General features: G+C 54.2%; 16 protein-coding genes and 3 tRNA genes. 17 read left to right on the top strand and 2 right to left on the bottom strand.

Going from position 1 to position 19029, the window contains the following annotated elements:
- The first annotated feature begins 102 nt into the window (after window positions 1-102).
- Both punC and cfa read left to right on the top strand, forming a co-directional pair.
- Window positions 103-1296, top strand: coding sequence for a purine nucleoside transporter PunC (gene punC, locus ENGE1_RS18740; protein WP_048254709.1), 1194 nt, complete (start codon window positions 103-105; stop codon window positions 1294-1296).
- A gap of 295 nt (window positions 1297-1591) precedes the next feature.
- Window positions 1592-2740, top strand: coding sequence for a cyclopropane fatty acyl phospholipid synthase (cfa, locus tag ENGE1_RS18735; RefSeq protein ID WP_048254707.1), 1149 nt, complete (start codon window positions 1592-1594; stop codon window positions 2738-2740).
- Window positions 2741-2778: 38 nt separating this feature from the next.
- Here cfa and ENGE1_RS18730 read toward each other — a convergent pair whose 3' ends face one another.
- Window positions 2779-3426 (bottom strand): riboflavin synthase, encoded by a 648-nt coding sequence (locus ENGE1_RS18730; RefSeq protein ID WP_043083651.1) that lies wholly within the window; start codon window positions 3424-3426, stop codon window positions 2779-2781.
- Between the two features lie 281 nt (window positions 3427-3707).
- Between ENGE1_RS18730 and mdtK the strand changes: the two genes are divergently transcribed.
- From mdtK to ENGE1_RS18695, 7 genes are all read left to right on the top strand, one after another.
- The gene (gene mdtK, locus ENGE1_RS18725; protein WP_048254706.1) at window positions 3708-5081 is read left to right on the top strand and encodes an MdtK family multidrug efflux MATE transporter; all 1374 of its coding nucleotides are present in this window, start codon (window positions 3708-3710) and stop codon (window positions 5079-5081) included.
- 369 nt (window positions 5082-5450) lie between these two features.
- Window positions 5451-6824, top strand: a complete 1374-nt coding sequence (locus tag ENGE1_RS18720) for an APC family permease (protein WP_048254705.1) — start codon at window positions 5451-5453, stop codon at window positions 6822-6824.
- A 9-nt stretch (window positions 6825-6833) separates the two neighbouring features.
- The gene (locus ENGE1_RS18715) at window positions 6834-8111 is read left to right on the top strand and encodes an aminotransferase class V-fold PLP-dependent enzyme (protein ID WP_048254703.1); all 1278 of its coding nucleotides are present in this window, start codon (window positions 6834-6836) and stop codon (window positions 8109-8111) included.
- A 98-nt stretch (window positions 8112-8209) separates the two neighbouring features.
- Complete coding sequence (locus ENGE1_RS18710; RefSeq protein WP_043083646.1) at window positions 8210-9115, top strand: LysR family transcriptional regulator; 906 nt, start codon at window positions 8210-8212, stop codon at window positions 9113-9115.
- A 264-nt stretch (window positions 9116-9379) separates the two neighbouring features.
- Window positions 9380-9456 (top strand) — tRNA-Val (locus tag ENGE1_RS18705).
- 5 nt (window positions 9457-9461) lie between these two features.
- Window positions 9462-9538: transfer RNA gene (locus tag ENGE1_RS18700), tRNA-Val, on the top strand.
- Window positions 9539-9546: 8 nt separating this feature from the next.
- Window positions 9547-9623 (top strand) — tRNA-Val (locus ENGE1_RS18695).
- A 71-nt stretch (window positions 9624-9694) separates the two neighbouring features.
- Here ENGE1_RS18695 and ENGE1_RS18690 read toward each other — a convergent pair.
- Window positions 9695-10606 (bottom strand): LysR family transcriptional regulator, encoded by a 912-nt coding sequence (locus ENGE1_RS18690; RefSeq protein ID WP_048254701.1) that lies wholly within the window; start codon window positions 10604-10606, stop codon window positions 9695-9697.
- 240 nt (window positions 10607-10846) lie between these two features.
- On the opposite strand from ENGE1_RS18690, the gene ENGE1_RS18685 reads away from it, so the two are divergent.
- From ENGE1_RS18685 to ENGE1_RS18650, 8 genes are all read left to right on the top strand, one after another.
- Window positions 10847-12127, top strand: a complete 1281-nt coding sequence (locus ENGE1_RS18685) for an amidohydrolase family protein (RefSeq protein ID WP_225823568.1) — start codon at window positions 10847-10849, stop codon at window positions 12125-12127.
- Window positions 12117-12581 carry a RidA family protein gene (locus ENGE1_RS18680; protein WP_043083640.1) on the top strand — a complete coding sequence of 155 codons (465 nt, stop codon included), beginning with the start codon at window positions 12117-12119 and terminating at the stop codon, window positions 12579-12581. The genes ENGE1_RS18685 and ENGE1_RS18680 overlap by 11 nt, the downstream gene beginning before the upstream one ends.
- 19 nt (window positions 12582-12600) lie before the next feature.
- Window positions 12601-13467: a creatininase family protein gene (locus ENGE1_RS18675; protein WP_048254700.1), complete on the top strand. Its 867-nt coding sequence runs from the start codon at window positions 12601-12603 to the stop codon at window positions 13465-13467.
- A 25-nt stretch (window positions 13468-13492) separates the two neighbouring features.
- Window positions 13493-14467, top strand: a complete 975-nt coding sequence (locus tag ENGE1_RS18670; protein ID WP_371320926.1) for an ABC transporter substrate-binding protein — start codon at window positions 13493-13495, stop codon at window positions 14465-14467.
- A complete protein-coding gene (locus tag ENGE1_RS18665) occupies window positions 14464-15300 on the top strand; it encodes an ABC transporter ATP-binding protein (RefSeq protein ID WP_048254697.1) in 837 nt (278 codons plus the stop codon). The genes ENGE1_RS18670 and ENGE1_RS18665 overlap by 4 nt, the downstream gene beginning before the upstream one ends.
- Window positions 15297-16112 (top strand): ABC transporter permease, encoded by an 816-nt coding sequence (locus ENGE1_RS18660; protein ID WP_048254696.1) that lies wholly within the window; start codon window positions 15297-15299, stop codon window positions 16110-16112. The genes ENGE1_RS18665 and ENGE1_RS18660 overlap by 4 nt, the downstream gene beginning before the upstream one ends.
- Before the next feature lie 28 nt (window positions 16113-16140).
- On the top strand, window positions 16141-17571 hold the full coding sequence (locus tag ENGE1_RS18655) for an FAD-binding oxidoreductase (protein ID WP_225823402.1): 1431 nt from the start codon (window positions 16141-16143) through the stop codon (window positions 17569-17571).
- A gap of 78 nt (window positions 17572-17649) precedes the next feature.
- Window positions 17650-18927 carry an OprD family outer membrane porin gene (locus tag ENGE1_RS18650; protein WP_225823405.1) on the top strand — a complete coding sequence of 426 codons (1278 nt, stop codon included), beginning with the start codon at window positions 17650-17652 and terminating at the stop codon, window positions 18925-18927.
- Window positions 18928-19029 lie beyond the last annotated feature (102 nt).

The following is a 19029-nucleotide window of genomic DNA, read 5'->3' as shown; positions in this document are numbered from 1 at the left end:
AAAAATTTGAAATCAGTACGCAAATATTAGCGTTTCACAACCGGCATTGCACTCCCTACACTCTGCTGCCTGAACACCTGCATTTAATAAAAGAGACGTGATATGCAACCAGGAAGAGGTTTTTTATGCTGGCTGGCGGGCCTGAGCGTGCTGGGATTTCTGGCAACCGACATGTACCTGCCGGCCTTCGCCGCCATACAGCAAGACTTAAATGCGCCCGCCGCCGCCATTAGCGCCAGCCTGAGCCTGTTTCTGGCGGGTTTCGCCGTTGCGCAGCTGGCATGGGGGCCGCTGTCGGATCGCTACGGCCGCAGGCCGGTACTGCTTACCGGCCTCGCCCTGTTTGCCGCCGCGTCGCTCGGCATGCTGTGGGTGCGGGATGCCGCCAGCCTGCTGGCGCTGCGTTTTATACAGGCGATTGGCGTCTGCGCCGCGACCGTTATCTGGCAGACGCTGGTGACCGATTACTACCCGGCGCATCGGGTCAACCGCATCTTCGCCACCATCATGCCGCTGGTCGGCCTCTCCCCCGCCCTGGCGCCGCTGCTCGGCAGCTGGCTGCTGCATCATTTCGCGTGGCAGGCCATTTTTGCGGTGCTGTTTGCCATCACCCTGCTGCTGATGATCCCCGCTCTGCGCCTGAAGCCCGTCGCGCGCAATGTGCAGACGAGTACGCAGACGCTCAACTTCGCGACGCTGCTGCGCTCGCGCGGCTACCGGGGCAACGTGCTGATGTACGCCGCCTGCTCGGCCAGCTTTTTTGCCTGGCTGACCGGCTCGCCGTTTATTCTCGACGCCATGGGCTACGGTCCGACGGCGATTGGCCTGAGCTATATTCCCCAGACTATCGCGTTCCTGGTTGGCGGCTACGGCTGCCGGGCGGCGCTGCAGCGCTGGCAGGGACAGCAGATGCTGCCGTGGCTGCTGCTCGCCTTCAGCGCCAGCGTCGCCGCGACCTTCGCCGCCGGGCGGCTGTTTGACGGTAGCCTGACGGCGCTGCTGGCGCCGTTCTGCGTGATGGCGATGGCCAACGGCGCCATTTACCCGATCGTCGTCGCTCAGGCCCTGCGCCCTTTTCCGCAGGCGACAGGCCGCGCGGCGGCCCTGCAGAATACGCTGCAGCTCGGCCTGTGCTTCGTCGCAAGCCTGGTGGTCTCGACGCTGGTCGCAAACGCGCTGCTTACCACCACCGGCGTAATGCTGGCGACGACGCTGCTCGCCGGCTGGGGCTACCGCATGCAGCGCGACGCCAGGGCTGAAGCACCCGCAGGTGAAGGCAAAATATCGCATACTTAGTGTCGTCAGAGACTATGTGAATGGTTGGTGATTAGCATGCTAAGATTTTTCAGTTGAAGCACACATTTTTGAGGCCTATACTGATCCAGGCTTCAAATAATTATCATAAATATTAGCTATTAACGGCAGTCCGGACGGCTGCTGTATTTTCATGGACGACCTTCGGTAAGGGTTGCTCCTTCCTCTGTTCAACGTCGGATTGCGATACTCGCGGAAATCCGTGATGTCTCTCGCAATTTCCAAAAAGCGTCTACGCTAATTAAGGTTCTGATCGCAAGCGCGTGATGGAGAAGCTATGAGCTCATCGTGTATAGAAGAAGTAAATGTCCCTAACGACGACTGGTATCGAATAGCCAGTGAAATGCTAAATCGCGCCGGTATCACCATCAACGGTCCGGCGCCTTCAGATATTCAGGTCAAGAATCCGCTTTTTTTTAAGCGCGTACTGCAGGAGGGTTCTCTCGGGCTGGGAGAGAGCTACATGGACGGCTGGTGGGAGTGTGAACGACTGGATATCTTTTTCCAGAAGGTCCTGCGCGCCGGTCTTGAAGATCAGCTGCCGCATCATCTGAAAGATACCCTGCGCATTGCCAGCGCGCGGATTTTCAATTTGCAGAGCAAAAAGCGCGCGTGGATTGTCGGTAAAGAGCACTACGATCTCGGTAACGATCTCTTTACCCGCATGCTCGACCCTTATATGCAGTACTCCTGCGCCTACTGGAAAGATGCGCAAACGCTCGAACAGGCTCAGGAAGCCAAACTCGATCTGATTTGCCGCAAACTGCAGCTGGCCCCGGGTATGCGGGTACTGGATATCGGCTGCGGCTGGGGCGGGCTGGCGTACTACATGGCAAAAAATTACGGCGTCAGCGTCGAAGGTGTAACCATCTCAGCAGAGCAGCAGAAGCTTGCCCAGCAGCGCTGTGAAGGGCTTGATGTCAAAATTCTGCTGCAGGACTATCGCGATCTTAACGAGCAGTTTGACCGCATCGTTTCTGTCGGCATGTTCGAGCACGTCGGGCCTAAGAATTACGCCACCTACTTTGATGTCGTTGATCGCAACCTTAAGCCAGACGGCCTCTTTCTGCTGCACACCATCGGTTCGAAAAAAACGGACGATAATGTCGATCCGTGGATCAATAAATATATTTTCCCCAACGGCTGCCTGCCGTCAGTACGCCATATCGCCATCGCCAGCGAACCCCATTTTGTGATGGAGGACTGGCACAATATCGGCGCGGATTACGACACCACGCTGATGGCCTGGCTGACGCGCTTCTTGCAAAGCTGGCCGGAAATTGCCGACAACTACAGCGAACGCTTTAAGCGGATGTTCGTCTACTATCTGAACGCCTGCGCCGGGGCCTTCCGCGCCCGCGATATTCACCTCTGGCAGGTGGTTTTCTCGCGCGGCATCAGCGGCGGTCTGCGGGTCGCTCGCTAATAAAAAAACCCCGGACCCCGGGGTTTTTTTTATCGCCTTTACTCAGCGGCCTCCTGAGCAAGCCGAACGGCCTCGGCCTCTTTCGCCGCCAGCACGCGCTCAACGGTATCAACCACCGCCTGCGTCTGCGGGTCAATTTCAATATTCACCTTCGCGCCAAGCTTTTTCGCGCCGAGCGTGGTGCGCTGGATTGTTTCCGGGATCAGGTGCACGCAAAACCGCGTAGGGGTCACCTCCCCTACGGTCAGGCTGATGCCGTCGATGCCGATAAATCCTTTATAGAGGATGTATTTCATCAGCGACGGGTCCTGGACCTTGAACCAGATCTGGCGGTTATTTTCCGAAGTAACGATTTTTGCCACCTCCGCCGTGGTCATGATATGCCCGGACATCAGATGGCCGCCAATCTCATCGCTGAAGCGCGCGGCGCGCTCCACGTTCACCACGTCGCCTTCCGCCAGTTCGCCGAGGTTAGTAATGCGCAGCGTCTCTTTCATTAAATCGAAGCTGACGCGGCTACCGTCAATGTCGGTCACCGTCAGGCAGCAGCCGTTGTGGGCCACCGAGGCACCGGTTTCAATGCCGTCCAGCATATCTGCCGGCATTTCGATCACGTGGGTGCGAAAGTTAGGCTTTTCATCAACGGACACGATTTTCGCCGTGCCCTGCACGATACCAGTAAACATATCATTAACTCCTGTTGAACATCCGGGCGGAACCATCCCGCCTTTTATACTCCGCACAATAGCAGGAGCCAGGATCTGTTGCCACCTGCCCGCATCACGTGCCACTTTTTGGCTGGCTAAATAGCCATTAGTCGCTACAATATAGGCAAATTTCCCCGATTCTTTCTTCTTGCTGCCAGTAAAGGCGGCTTTTTTAGTCTCTTCAACAATAACGCTGCACCCGTATATCGCGCCCCGGCGTAACCGGCGAATAACGAGATGCAAACAAAATAGGTGTTTACGTGCAAAAGTACGTTATTGAAGCGCGCCAGCTCCTTGCGCTGGCTATTCCGGTGATCTTTGCGCAGATCGCCCAGACGGCGATGGGCTTCGTCGATACGGTCATGGCGGGCGGCTACAGCGCAACCGACATGGCCGCCGTCGCCATCGGCACCTCTATCTGGCTGCCGGCCATCCTGTTTGGCCACGGCCTGCTGCTGGCCCTCACGCCGGTGGTCGCCCAGCTTAACGGCTCCGGGCGCCGCGACCGCATCGCCCATCAGGTGTGCCAGGGCTTCTGGCTGGCGTCTATTGTCTCCGTGCTGGTGATGGTGGTGCTGTGGAACGCGGGCTATATCATCCGCTCAATGCACGACATCGACCCGGAGCTGGCGGATATCGCCGTGCGCTACCTGCGCTGCCTGCTGTGGGGCGCGCCGGGCTATCTCTGCTTTCAGGTGGCGCGCAACCAGTGCGAGGGGCTGGCGAAAACCAAGCCGGGGATGGTGATGGGCTTTCTCGGCCTGCTGGTGAATATTCCGGTTAACTACATCTTTATCTACGGCCACTTCGGTATGCCCCGCCTCGGCGGCGTCGGCTGCGGCGTGGCGACGGCGGCGGTGTACTGGGTGATGTTTATTGCCATGCTCTCCTACGTCAGGCGCGCCCGCTCCATGCGCGATATCCGCCCGCAGGAGGCCTCCCGCAGGCCTGATTTTGCGGTAATGAAACGCCTGGTGCAGCTCGGCCTGCCTATCGCTCTGGCGCTGTTTTTCGAAGTGACGCTGTTTGCGGTCGTGGCACTGCTGGTGTCGCCGCTGGGCATTGTCGATGTGGCGGGACACCAGATAGCCCTCAACTTCAGCTCGCTGATGTTCGTTCTGCCGATGTCGCTGGGTGCGGCGGTAACCATCCGCGTCGGCTTCCGGCTGGGTCAGGGGTCAACGCTGGAGGCCCAGACCGCCGCGCGCACCGGTCTGGGGGTCGCTGTCTGCATGGCGATACTGACCGCTATCTTTACCGTGGCGCTGCGCGAGCACATCGCCATGCTCTACAACGAGAACCCGCAGGTGGTTGCCCTCGCCTCGCAGCTGATGCTGCTGGCCGGACTGTATCAAATCTCCGATTCGATTCAGGTGGTGGGCAGCGGCATCCTGCGCGGCTATAAGGACACGCGTTCGATCTTCTTCATTACCTTCACCGCCTACTGGGTGCTGGGGCTGCCGAGCGGCTATATTCTGGCGCTCACCGACCTGGTGGTGCCGCGCATGGGCCCCGCAGGCTTCTGGACCGGCTTTATTATCGGCCTGACCTGCGCGGCGATTCTGATGATGCTGCGGATGCGCTACATTCAGCGCCAGCCGTCGGTGACGATCCTGGCGCGGGCGTCGCGCTAAGCCCTAAGCCGCCCCATATCGGGCGGCACTTTTTTATATTCTTCGCAATGCGCTTTCTTCTTTAAAGTTCACTGTGGTCAATGTTATTATTTCCATTCTGAGATCCAGATCGATAAATATCAACTTGTGTACTCTTTATTAAACACACGTGAATAAATAACTTTATTTTATTTTTTCAAAAAATATTTTACAGATAAAGAAAATCACGCCAACTCTTTGTTATTACGATAGTTTTAATAATATAAATCAAACTTATATTGTAGATAGTAATAATGAATTTTTATATTCATTTACCACGCCATTAAATATCCCTGTAGTCATTATTGATTTTTTAAATCCGATTATGAACAAATTCAAAGGTTACACACTATGGCAAAGGATAAATTAGAACGTAACGTATCCTGTTTCAATGCCTGGGCAATGATCGTAGGTACAATCATTGGTACAGGCATATTTTTTAAACCTCAGGCCGTGTTCGACGCTACCGGCTCTGCCAGCTTCGGGCTTCTGGCCTGGGTTATTGGCTGTTTTATGGGACTGTGCGGCGGGCTGGTATTTGCTGAAATTGGCGCGCTTATCCCAGAAACCGGCGGTATGATGACCTATCTGGAGAAGATCTACAGCCGGGTGTTTGGCTATATGATCGCCTGGTCCCAGATGGTTGCCTTCTATCCCATTCGCATTGCGGCGGCGGCGGTGGTGTTCGGTACGACCGCCTGCGCGCTGTTAGGGCTGGATCCGCAGATGAACATTCCGCTGGCCTGTGGGTTAGTGGTTTTGATGACGCTGATTAACTATTTCGGCAACAGCGCCGCAAGTCTTTTTCAAAACACGGCAACGGTTCTTAAATTCATTCCCATTATATTAATCATCGTTTGTGGCCTGTTTATTAATGATGCTCCGCTGAAAATTCAGTTTGAGCCCATTCTCTCTGAAAGCCATCCCTTCTGGCAGGGTCTGGCAATTAGCGTTATGGCCACATTATACGCTACCGACGGCTGGTGTAATGCCAGCGTCATTGCCGGTGAAATGAGAAATCCGGGGCGCGACTTACCCAAAGCGATCATTTTTGGCATCCTGACCGTCACCGCAGTCTATCTGATTATTAACATCGCCTATCTGAAAGTCATGACGCCGGCGCAGCTGGGGGCTTCTGCTACCCCGGGCGGAGATGTCGCGACGCTGCTGTTCGGCAATTTTGGCGGTAAACTGATTGCCGCCGGGATTGTCGTCTCGATTATGGGTTCGATGACCGGCTTTACTCGCGCCGCCTGGCGTATTCCCTATGCCCTCGCGATCCGCAACCTGCTGCCGTGCAGTGCCTGGTTTGCCCGTCTGAGTAGCAAAACGGGAATGCCGGTAAACAGTGGCATCTATATTTTAATCGCTTCGGTAAGTAGCATCCTGTTCTTTAAGAAGTTTAATACGCTGACCGATATTGGCTCTCTGGTTATCTGGGTCTTCTATACCCTGACCTTTGTAGGATTATTTATCCTGAGAAAGAAATGGGCCGATTGCCCTCGCCCATTTAGAGTCCCGCTGTACCCGATAACGCCTATCGTCGGCATAATCAGTGGACTGTTTGTCATTATTTCCACCATTATTTATCAGCCAATCATTGCCCTCTATGCACTTATTCTGATGGGCCTGGGCGTACCCGTATATCTGTATAAAAGAAATGCAGCGCCCCTGGCTGATGAATCAGATACTGACACTGTAAAAGTTGTTAAAGACAATCAATAGGATATTATCATGCGCAGCTACACCATGTTTACCCCGCAGGAAATGCAGGAAATTAAAGAACAGTTTTATTATGTTGATAAAGATATTCATGATAAACCCAGGCTCTATTTTGATAATGCCGGCGGTTCCTTTCGGCTAAAACGTGCAGAGCAGGTTTTTCATGAAATTGATGCCATTCCGGATTGCTCAGAAAGACATCATCAGATGGCGCTGTACTTGCAGGAGATCGAAGAGTGCGGTCGCCAGGATGCACGCATTATCTTCAATGCCGCCGACGGCGCCATTTATCCCGGCTATACGGCCTCTCAGCTGATGTTCGATCTGGTGAGGGTTATCTCTGAAAATGCCGACGGCAGCAATATGGTGACATCCATTCTGGAGCATCCGTCCGCGTTTGACGCCATCAGCTACTATGCGCAGTACACTCACTGTGAACTGCGCGTTGCCAGGAGCAACCCGCTTACCGGCGGCGTGGACGCCGAGGAGGTCATATCATTAATTGATAAAGAGACGGCTATTCTGAGCGTTATGGCGGCCTCAAATATTTCAGGTTATATCTACGATATTGAAACTATCGTCAAAAGAGCGCGCGAAATTAATCCTGACATCTATATCATTATTGATGCTGTGCAGCATGCTCCCCACGGCGTGCTCGATGTCCAGAAACTCAATATTGATGCGATGAATTTTGCCCCCTATAAGTTCTTTGGCGTCAGGGGCTTCAGCCTTGCCTACGTTTCTGACCGGGTAGCGGCGCTGGCACACCATAAGCTGGCAGGAAAATCCGCCGCCGACTGGGAGCTCGGCAGCCCGGCCCCGGCCCACTATGCGGCCCTGACGGCTATCGTGGATTACGTGTGCTCCCTGGGAATGAAAACCGCCTACGGGCAGGATGACCGGAGAGCGCTTTTTGTCGCCGGGATGAACCGTATTGCCGAACACGAGCGCGGACTGCTGGATACGCTGCTTAACGGAACCGAAAAAACGCCCGGCCTGCGCAATATGAATGGCGTGGAGGTCTGCGTCGACAATCCCAATCTTGATGAACGGGACCTGATCATCGGCATTGCCTTTGATAATCTCTCCTGTGAAGTGGCGGTACGTGAATATGAGAAAAAGAACGTCATCGTCTATGAGCGTTCAAGTTCAAGCCTCTATTCGCACCGGATGGTGAAGTCCTTCGGTCTTGATGGCATGGTGCGCGTATCCCCGCTGCACTGTAACTCGGTAGAGGATATTGAGGCATTTCTCGACATTACGCGGCAACTCACGGCGCTGACCTGCTAATCTCTTTCCTGCCCGGGACTGGCCGCGTATATTGTCTGGACGCGGCCTTTTTCTTTAATCCATAGCGATAAAATTTGCCAGTTGCCCTGCGAGAAATTATGGAATATATCCTTCTGGAAACGTTTGTCATCGTCTGTGATGCAATGAACTTAACCAAAGCCTCAGAGATCCTTTGCCGTACCCAGCCCACTATCACAAATCGTATTAAACAACTGGAAAATCAGCTTGGATTTGAGCTGATGATCCGCAATAAAGGCAAGCGCAACATTATGCTTACCGGCAAGGGTGAGGAGTTTTTACCCATTGCCAGGCAGTTTGTCGAATTTTATACGCGGATAAATCATCTGCAAAAAGACTCGGCGTCCCATCTGTCGGTGTCAGCTATTGATAGTATTGGAACAACTATCATTGCCGATATCGGTAGGTTATTTTGCGAGGAGGAATCCGCGCTCTCCCTGTCGCTCAAAACCTATCAAACGCGTGAAGCCTATGAATTGGTCCGCAAACGCGAGCTGGATATCGCCTTTGTTTCTGAAAAGATTGAGCTGCCGAATATCACCTGTGAAGCCGTATTTCAGCAAAAGTATTACGTCGTCAAACCCTGCGCACAGCCGAAAGATGTTAAAGAGATAGATCCCGCTGAGCTCGACGTCAGCCACGAGGTGTATCACAGCTGGGGACAGGACTTTGACGCATGGCACAAAATGATCTGGCCAGGGCAGAGGCAGCCAAGGATAAGGGTTGACTCCTGCACTCTGCTTGCGCGCTTTTTGCGCGATGAAACCAGCTGGTCCATCGTGCAGTCCGGCAATATTGCGATGATATCCCGCTTTATTCCGCTTCAGCGCTACCGGCTCAGCTGCGAAACCCCGGTACGCATCTGTTATATGATAACGAACGCCTACCCGGACAGGCGCAGCGTTCATCTTATTAACCGGTTTCGGACGGCGCTCTATCATTATGTTAAAACGTCGCCGGACAATGATTATCTGGCAATTGGATAGCAATACGCACAGCGCCGCCGGCACGTGGTGCATAAAAAAACATCATAAACCCGAGCGCAGCATCGCCCGCCGCTGCCGCCATTATCGCTATCACCCGGGTAAAGTAAAAAATAAGCGCAATAAAAGTGGGCAAAAAACGCCCGATACATCAGCAAATTAGCAGCAATATGCCTAATAGTTCCGCAATCGCGTGATTTGAGAAAGAAAAGTGGCGATTGCCTCTTGCCTCTTCCCCGAGCTGCCGCTAATATTCGTCCCCGTTGTGCGTTCATAGCTCAGTTGGTTAGAGCACCACCTTGACATGGTGGGGGTCGTTGGTTCGAGTCCAATTGAACGCACCATCTCTGCGTTTATAGCTCAGTTGGTTAGAGCACCACCTTGACATGGTGGGGGTCGTTGGTTCGAGTCCAATTAAACGCACCATCTTCAGTGCGTCCGTAGCTCAGTTGGTTAGAGCACCACCTTGACATGGTGGGGGTCGGTGGTTCGAGTCCACTCGGACGCACCATTCAATAATCGCTTTCCCGTCATTATCCATCAACGCGATTTCATCCTCTCTATAGCCACCGTCGCCGGATATCACTGTCCCGGCTGAATTTGTGAGAAGAGAATTTCGAGCCTTTTTAGTAGCATTGAAGCCGCAAGCGATAGCTGACGTGCCGGAGTGATGCACAGCGCCAGTGTAAATTCACGAAGCTGCGGGTCGGTAAGGGGAATGAAAACCAGTTCTCCGTTTTCGACCTCATCCATGATGTCCAGCCAGCATAAGATCCCAATCCCTATCCCCTCTTTAACCAGCGACCGGATCATATGAATATTGTTTGATACCGCCGCCTCTTTTATTAACCCTTTGTTTACATTAAGTAACGCTTCCACAGGCCCGGATAGCATGAGCGGTGCCGAAGGGATAATAAAGGGGTAATCAAGGCACTGATTGAAGCGAATCCCCTGCTTACCGGCAAGCGGATGATCTGCGCGGACAACAATCCCGAGATTAACCTCAACAAATGCCCGGACCTGCAGCTCTTTCGAGCTTTGCGGATTCAGCAGGATACCAAAATCCGCCTCTCCGGAAAGCAGCGCCTGCTGGATATCAATATTAGGCATTGTGGTCAGCGTGAAGGAGATATTGGGGTATTCGCTGTGTACCTCTCTGAGCATGGCGGAAAAGAAGTGCCGATTGACGGCATCAATGGTCGCAATACGTACATGCCCTCTTCTCAGGCCTCGCAAATCATCAAGCTGTTCGCAGACGCGATGAAAGTCCTTTTTCCAGTTATCTGCGGCATGCAGCAAGAGCTCTCCGGCTGCCGTCAGGCGCAAACCATTCGGGTTACGTTCAAAAAGTGGCATACCCAGCTCTTTTTCCACTCGCAGAATCTGTCTATCAATGGAAGAGGCCGCCACGTGCAGAACATCAGAGGCTTTGCGAAACGATCCCTGCCTGGCCACCTCAGTGTAATAAAGCAAAAAACGCGAAAATGCGAACATCGTAGTAGTGCCCTCTTTTTTGCAACGAGATGTGCGAATCAAAGCGCTGGACGCAACGTGACTATCACAATACCGTAGTTTTTAGCTGACGGTAACTTTCGTTTCACCTTAAAACAAATGTCTGCAGGAGCATTACCGGCACTGTATTCGATGCGAGCGTCACAAATTTTTATCTGCGACCTCCTTTTTCCGCGCACGGAAAACGCTCCCGATAGTGGAGCGGTGCTAGCGATGAGAACGTTGAATGTCATGAATAATAACCAGCCAATATCTCTGCTTCATAATGCGCGTCTGCCCGCCTGGACGCTGCCCTCAAGTTGGCCACAGCACGCAGGCGGTCCGGTGAATGCCGATATTCACATCGCGGATGGGCGTATTCAGACCGTACATCCTGCCCGAGTGCGGCAGGCAGATGGCTGGGATCTCAATGGCGCCCTGGTACTGCCTGGGCTAATTGAGCCGCACGCTCATCTGGATAAAACGTTCACATTCTCCCGCTCTCGACCGTCCCGTCCGGGGCTTCTGGCAGCGATTGAAACCCTGCAGCAGGATCGTCGGTACTGGACAGCGCAGGATCTCCACCAGCGCGCCGCGCGCGCCGTCAGCTGGGCTGCGGCCAACGGCGTAAACCATTTACGGACGCATATCGACTGGTATGACGCCGCTGTTCCTCCAGCGTGGCAGGCACTTGCAAATATGTCGCATCCGGGCTGCACGTTCGAACGTGTTGCTCTCGTACCGCTGGGGCTCTTTGCCAGTCCGAAATCGGCCGAAGACATTGCCCGGAGGGTAGCGCAAAGTGGCTCCTGCTGCCTGCTTGGCGCCTTTGTGCACTCCTCAAATTGGGATGAAGCGGCAATGACCAATCTGCTTTCCTGCGCCGCGCGCTGGCGGCTGGATCTGGATTTACACATTGATGAAGAGTTAACCCCGGGCGCCATTGGACTGCGCTGGCTGGCAAACTATTTATCGACCCACGCCTTCCCGGGACATATCTGCTGCAGCCACGGTTGCGCCCTTTCCGCCAGCCCGTATTCGCTGGCGCAGGATATCCTGTCGGTGCTGGCCGCGCACCGCGTCACGCTTATTGCACTGCCGATGACCAATCTACTCCTGCAGGATGCGGTAGCGGGGCGCACGCCCCGCGCGCGCGGGATCACGCTGATTAAGGAAGCCCAGTCAGCCGGTATTCCCGTTCTGCTCGGCTGCGATAATGTGCAGGACGCGTTTTGCCCAATGGGGAGCTACGACCCGCTTGATACGCTGACCTGCGCGTTATTCACCGCCCAGCTTGATAGCCCTTTCGATCGCCAGTCCAGGCTTATTTGTGACCGCCATGCCCTGTCTGGCTCCAGCCGCGCGGGTTCGCCGTTAAGCGCCGGAGAGGAAGCAAACCTGGTTATCTTTCCCGGCAGCGACAGCCACACCTGGCCGCTCAGGAGTGCGACACGTCAGGTCATCCGCGCAGGAAAATTTATCAGCCAACGAATCTGGAGTGAGGAGGTACGCAGTGACGCTTGATGCTGGTGCAGGGCAACCGCTCGCACAATATTCCGCATGGCGACGCGCCGGAGATTTCATATTTCTATCGGGGATCATCCCGGTAGATCCGCACAGCGCCACAATTGTGCGGGGTTTTCGGGATATACCCGACGACGCCCGCCGTCTGCTGGGGGAAAGCGGGGAGTTCTCCACTGATATCAAGCAAGGGCCGATACTCGCCCAAAGCTGGTATGTCCTGGAGATCGTTCGCCGCACCGTGGAAGAGCAAGGCGGCAAAATGAATGATGTCGTCCGCCTGGTGCAGTACTTTCGCAACCTTGACCACTTTCCCTACTACAGTCGCGTCAGAAAACTGTTTTTTACCGATCTGTCGCCGGTGTCCACGGTAGTCCAGGTGAGTGAAATGCTGCCCTGTGCGGAGGTACTGATTGAGGTTGAAGCCACGCTCTGGTTACCGCTGGAGACGCAATGATGACGTCGAGAGGTGTACGATGATTAACGGTTATCTCCCTGCCGCACGCTTTCTGCCCTTTTTGAGCTGGGCGGCGATCGCCGATCTGCCCGATAAGGCCAATACGGTAATTGTACTGCCGACCGGTGCTATTGAGCAGCACGGGCCGCATCTGCCCTGCTCCGTCGATAGCGTTATCTCCTCCGGCGTTGCAGGACATGCTCTTGCCCGCCTGCCCGAAGAGATCCCTGCGTTTGCTATTGCGCCTATCGTCTACGGCAAATCCGACGAGCACCTTCACTTTCCCGGTACGCTGACGCTAAGTGGCGAAACGCTACTACACACGCTGCTGGATATCGCCGAATCGCTGTACCGCTGCGGTTTTCGCAAATTATTGATGATCAATGGCCACGGCGGGCAACCGCAGATCCTCCAGATAGCGGCACGCGAAATGCGCCTGCGCCACGGTGATATGGTCATGATAGCCCACGATGTCTTTCGGGTCCCTAATATCGAGAATCAATTTCTCAGCGCAAAAGAGCAGAGGCTGGCGATGCACGCAGGCCACAGTGAAACGGCGCTGATGCTGGCCCTGGCGCCGGAGAGCGTACATATGGAGTACGCCGCGGCCAGTTACCCGCCTGAGTTTCCCTGCCCGACTTTATCAGCCGGACGTCCCGCAGCGGCGTGGGCAGCCTATGACTTTGGCCCTTCGGGCGTGATTGGCGATCCCACCCAGGCAACGCCAGAACAGGGCCAGGCGCTGCTTGATTCGCTGGCTGAAAGCTGGGCGAGGGCCATCACCGAGGTCCACCATATGCAGTGGGTGGTCCGCCGGGAAGCAAGCTGGGGAAAAGATCGCTGGAACGGTTTCGTCAACACCACATCATCCTTACTTTCTGAATAAAAAGGGGCCGCCTGCCATGAAAATCATTAATACATTTTCACCCGCCTTAACTGGCCTGCTGCTTTTTACGGCTGCGAACCACGCGCACGCCGAAGAAAAATTTACCTTTCTGACCAACTGGTATGCACAAGCCGAGCACGGCGGTTTTTACCAGGCGCAGGCAGCCGGTCTGTATCAACGCGCTGGCCTTGACGTCACCATTAAAATGGGCGGCCCGCAGGTGAGTGTGATGCAGTTGATGGCGGCTGGACAGGCCGATTGCACCCTCGGCGATAACGTGCAGGCGCTGGAAACCTGGCAGGCGGGCATCCACGCCGTGACAGTGGCGACCGTCTTTCAGCACTCACCCACCGTTTTCATCAGCCATGACAAGATTGCTACGCCCCAGGCATTAAAGGACAAAACATTTCTGCTGGCGACGGAAGCCTATACCTCTTTCTGGCCCTGGGCCAAAAGTGAACTGGGCTTCAGCGCCAGCAAAGTGCGGCCCTATACCTTCAGCGTACAGCCCTTCCTGGCGGACAAGAACCTGGTGCAGCAGGGTTATCTCACCTCCGAGCCCTTTGCCGTCGCGAAAGGCGGCCAGCCGTTCTACGTTTATCCGCTCAGCGACTGGGGCTATCCGCCTTACGGGAACGCCATTATATGCATGGCCGATACGGTAAAAAAACGCCCGCGCATTATCGCCGCTTTTATTAAGGCCTCGATGCAGGGATGGAAAGCGTATTTGCAGGATCCGGCGGCGGGGAACGCCCTGATCCAGAAAGCCAATCCACAGATGGGCGCCGATCAGATAGCCTTTGGGATTGCGCAGATGAAGAAATTTGCCCTGGTCACCGGCGGTGATGCGCAAAGCAGCGGTATTGGCACGATCGCAGAAGCCCGCCTGAAAAAGACCTGGGATATGCTGGTACAAAACAAGCTGATCGATGCCGATAAAGTGCCGTTCGCCCGGACCTATACCCTCGATTTAATAAAAGATGCGAAGGTGATGCCATGAGCCCTGCGGTAACTTCTGTCGTGCTGAATGAGACCCCGCCCGTTCCTGCTGCGGCAGAACCGGTTATTGAAGTACTGTCGGCAGAAAAGACCTATCACAACGGCACACGGGCCCTGCTGCCGGTAAACCTTACCGTGCGTCAGGGAGAGTTTATTACCCTGCTGGGCCCATCCGGATGCGGGAAAAGCACGCTTCTGAAAATGGTTGCAGGCTTAATTGAGCCAAGCGACGGAAGGCTGTTACTGTGGCGCCGCGATAGCAGTGAAAAGGCGCCGCTGCCGCTCTCTTTTGTCTTTCAGGAAGCGACGCTCATGCCGTGGAGCAACGTACACAACAATGTGCGTCTGCCGCTCGATCTGGCCGGCGTTGCGCGTAAAGAAGCAGACGCCCGGGTCGTGGAAGTGCTTAAGCTGGTTGGTCTTGCGCAGTTTGCCAGTGTTTTACCACGAGAGCTGTCAGGCGGTATGCAGATGCGCGTCTCCATCGCCCGCGGGCTTGTGACCCGTCCCAAATTGCTGCTAATGGACGAACCCTTTGGGGCTCTGGATGAAATTACCCGCAACAAACTGGACAGCGACCTGCTGCAACTGTGGCGAGAGCAGGGACTGACCGTCGTTTTTGTAACTCACTCCATACATGAAGCCGTCTTTCTTTCACAGCGCGTCATTATGATGGCCGCCAGACCCGGTCGAATCGTTGAAGATATTCCCATCAATGCCCTCTATCCGCGCGACGACGCGTTTCGCGTCAGTCCGACATTTTCGCGCTATGCAAAACAGCTGCAGGACAGCCTGCTTCAGGCTAGTCAGTCACTCTGCGAGGGAAAGAAATGAACGCCAGAAAATCAACGCCGTGGGTAAATCATCCCCTTTTCTTTAAAATACTCTCCCCCGTACTGGTTGCCATAGCCGTGGTGCTGATATGGCAATTTGCCATCAGCGCATTTAATATTCCTCCCTTTCTGGTACCTTCTCCGCAGGCCATGCTTGAAAGCCTCTGGAGCAACATGGCAATGCTGTTGACATCTCTGGTGTTCACGCTGAAAATCACGCTCCTCTCGTTTGCATTAGCAACCGTTAGCGGCGTTTTAATTGCCTTTATTCTGGTGCAGAACAGGTTTATTGAAACGGCTTTCTTTCCCTATATCGTCTTTTTGCAGGTTACGCCAATCGTCGCTATCGCACCGCTGATCATTATTTGGGTGAAGGACACGACGCTATCGCTGGTCGTGTGCTCAACGCTGATGGCTATCTTCCCTATCATCTCCAATACCACGCAGGGGTTAAGAAGCATTTCTCCGGGTTTGCTGAGCTATTTCAAACTAAGCCGGGCCACCCGCCTACAGACCTTAGTGCGTTTAAGGATCCCTTCTGCGCTGCCCTATTTTTTCGGCGCGCTAAGGATCTCCTCTGGCCTGTCGCTGATTGGTGCCGTGGTGGCGGAGTTTGTTGCGGGGACCGGCGGAAATAATACCGGCCTTGCCTATCAAATATTGCAGGCCGGATATCAACTGAATATTCCGCTCATGTTTGCCGCCTTATTACTGATTTCACTGGCAGGCATAGTGCTCTTTGCGGCGATGTCGTGGCTCTCCCGCCGCGCGCTCCGTGCCTGGCACGAAAGTGAAGTTACGCAAACACACTAGCCTCCCCCCTATGAGAAGGAGTATGACCGTGAAAGAACCCTGGCCCGATGCGCATCAGCGGCAGCTTGCGGTAGCAAGTGTTCAGGAAAGCCTGCCTGAACTCGACTGGACGCTACATCCGGCAAAAGTTAAGCGTTTTTCGCAGGATTTCCACTGGTTTAGCCCGATACTGAAAGCGCAGCTGAAGGAAAAGCAGGCGGATGCCGTTGTACGCCCGCGTACGGAGAGCGAACTGAGAAAGCTGGTATCTGCCTGTGTGGCTCACGGGCTTCCGCTCATGATGCGGGGTGCCGCGACCGGCAACTACGGACAGCTAGTGCCGCTGCAGGGCGGGATTATGGTGGACATGAGCGGATTTAGCCACATCTGCCAGCAGCGGGAAGGGATCCTGCGCGCGCAGACCGGGATCAGGCTTGGCGAGATTGAAAAGTCAGCGCGGGCGACAGGTTGGGAGCTGCGCTGTATGCCCTCCACTTATCGTCAGGCTACGCTGGGCGGACTGTTTAGCGGCGGCTTTGGCGGCATTGGTTCAATCACTTACGGCCCCCTCGCGGCTGCCGGCAACGTGCTCAGCATCAGAGTGATGACCGTCGAAGCCGAGCCTCGCCTGTTGACGATTCCCGCGCCACAGGCCCTGCTCCTGCACCATACCTATGGAACCACCGGTATTGTTCTGGAGGTGGAGCTGGCCCTCGCCCCGTGCCACCGGTGGACAGAACGTCTGGACGTATTTGATACCTTCAGCCAGGCGCTGGATTATGCAAATGCACTGACCCGCTCCCCGGGCCTCATAAAGCGCCAGGTGGCCCTCTTTGCGGCCCCCATTCCTGCCTGGTTCAGCCATCTGAAACATCACTATCAGGCCCATCAGCATGCCGTCATCAGTGCCGTCGCTGAAGAAAGCGAAGTGCTGTGCCCGTCACTTGTTACTCAATTCGGCGGACAGAGTGCGCTGCGTCAGGAAACAGATGAGTCACGTCCCATCAGCAGATCGCTGCTGGAGTATTGCTGGAATCACACCACCCTGCATGCGCTGAAAGTGGACAGTACGCTGACCTATCTGCAAACCGCATTTTCTATTGATAATTATCGCAATCAGATTGCTCATATGCATGAGCTGTTCGGTGATGAGGTTATTTCACACATTGAATTTTTGCGCGATGTCGAGGGTAATATTACTGCCAGCGGACTGCAGCTGGTTCGCTATTCAACGGCAGACAGACTGAATGAAATAATGGATATATTCCGTGAGCATCATATCAAGGTGAACAATCCGCATGTCGTCGCCGTCGAAGATGGCAAACAAGGTGTCATCCGCCCAGAGGTGGTGTCGGTTAAGCATTGTATTGATCCCAACGGATTGCTCAACCCCGGAAAGCTGCGTGGCTGGGATATTCACGAGACGTTACCGCTGATTCCGAATCCGCTGGCACTCCCTGAGCGTAAACCCACAGAATAATAAAACCTACATTCATCCAAATCCGACAATTATAAAGCACAGTGGTTATTGATGTTACTTATTCACGAGGATAAAAAATTGAAGACACACCAAATAACAATGCCGATAAAGTTGGCCGCCTTCTTTATTCCCGCTACATTCTTCGCCCCCCAGGCGATGGCGGCGATATCAATTACCGACGAGTGTAAAAATAGCACAGCCAACTCCCTGACAGAAATGTTTACCTGTGGCTCAGTCAGCGGTAACCTTCGCAGCCTTTATTACTCTACGCACAACGCATACTTTGTACCCGGTCTCAGTCAGGATACGATCAGCTACGGGGGAAGCCTCAACTATACCACAGCAGACTATTATGGCTTTAGCCTTGGTACCAGCGCCATACTGCAGCGAGGCATTGACCATGATAACGACCATCTGGTCAGTGAGTTGGGGCCGAATCAAACTGCTATCGGCGAGGCTTATTTACGCTGGCGCGATGAGGATTTCAGCATTACCGCAGGCAACCAGCGTATCAATCTTCCTTTTGTTGGCGACTACGACTGGCGCATTACGCCGATTTTATTTCGCGGCATTGATATGAATTATGGTGACAGCGAAAATTTTCTCCATGCCACGCGGATAACGCGCTATAAGTCATGGGGAGATGAACATTTTCATAAAACCACCGCCTATGACGAGGCCGAGGGTAAAACCAACGGCATGTGGGCGATTGGCGGCGGTCGCAGTCTTAACATAAACGACAAGAAGCTCATCGGCCAACTGTGGTATGAAAACTATGATGAGTACACAAAACTTTTTTATAGCGATGGCTTTCTCTCCTGGTTAAATAGCGATCGGCAGCCGAAATTAGGCGCACAGTTTATTCGCGGAGTCAGCGAAGGTAAGGCCCTGGCGGGTGAGGTGAATAGCACCAGTTATGGTATTCAGTTCAGCATGAATATTATCTCTACTCTTGCCTGGTCACTTAATTATGATCATATTGCCGCGAGCGGTAGTTCCTATGGTAACGGTTCACTGGTGACACCCTATGCCCATAATACGGCTTCTGGTCCCTACTTCGCTCAGCCCTTTTTTACCAGCACCCAGGATTTAGGCAGCGGCAATGCCTATTCAACCGACCTCAACTGGCAAGCGGGCGAACAGCTTTCACTCGGCAGCCGCTACTCTTTTATGGATCTCACGCCCGTCGCCGGGGCCGGTAGCCGCAACCAATCTGAATATCTGGTATACGGCACCTGGCGCTTTGGCGGAATTCTCAAAGGGTTCAGCATCTCCGACTTTGCAGGTGTACAGACGGCATCCAACTCAGACAAGAATTTCTGGCAGAACCGCCTGGCGCTGGAATATGCATTTTAACGCCGCGCCGATCACCTACCGGGGTAATGGCGGCACGCTCCGCGAATGCGCCACGATTTTTTTGCTATATTCTACGTAGGTATTCACTCTCTACAGCAGGCA

The sequence above is a fragment of the Pluralibacter gergoviae ATCC 33028 = NBRC 105706 genome (assembly GCF_001598855.1).
Lineage (GTDB): Bacteria > Pseudomonadota > Gammaproteobacteria > Enterobacterales > Enterobacteriaceae > Pluralibacter > Pluralibacter gergoviae.
This window is presented reverse-complemented; position numbering and strand designations above follow the sequence as displayed.

What these genes read in the sequence shown, in the direction of transcription:
- cfa (WP_048254707.1), top strand. Translation starts at nt 1,592, where the DNA reads ATGAGCTCATCGTGTATAGAAGAAGTAAATGTCCCTAACGACGACTGG.
- ENGE1_RS18665 (WP_048254697.1), top strand. Translation starts at nt 14,464, where the DNA reads ATGAGCCCTGCGGTAACTTCTGTCGTGCTGAATGAGACCCCGCCCGTT.
- ENGE1_RS18730 (WP_043083651.1), bottom strand. Translation starts at nt 3,426, where the DNA reads ATGTTTACTGGTATCGTGCAGGGCACGGCGAAAATCGTGTCCGTTGAT.
- punC (WP_048254709.1), top strand. Translation starts at nt 103, where the DNA reads ATGCAACCAGGAAGAGGTTTTTTATGCTGGCTGGCGGGCCTGAGCGTG.
- ENGE1_RS18675 (WP_048254700.1), top strand. Translation starts at nt 12,601, where the DNA reads ATGATTAACGGTTATCTCCCTGCCGCACGCTTTCTGCCCTTTTTGAGC.
- ENGE1_RS18720 (WP_048254705.1), top strand. Translation starts at nt 5,451, where the DNA reads ATGGCAAAGGATAAATTAGAACGTAACGTATCCTGTTTCAATGCCTGG.
- ENGE1_RS18715 (WP_048254703.1), top strand. Translation starts at nt 6,834, where the DNA reads ATGCGCAGCTACACCATGTTTACCCCGCAGGAAATGCAGGAAATTAAA.
- ENGE1_RS18660 (WP_048254696.1), top strand. Translation starts at nt 15,297, where the DNA reads ATGAACGCCAGAAAATCAACGCCGTGGGTAAATCATCCCCTTTTCTTT.
- ENGE1_RS18710 (WP_043083646.1), top strand. Translation starts at nt 8,210, where the DNA reads ATGGAATATATCCTTCTGGAAACGTTTGTCATCGTCTGTGATGCAATG.
- ENGE1_RS18690 (WP_048254701.1), bottom strand. Translation starts at nt 10,606, where the DNA reads ATGTTCGCATTTTCGCGTTTTTTGCTTTATTACACTGAGGTGGCCAGG.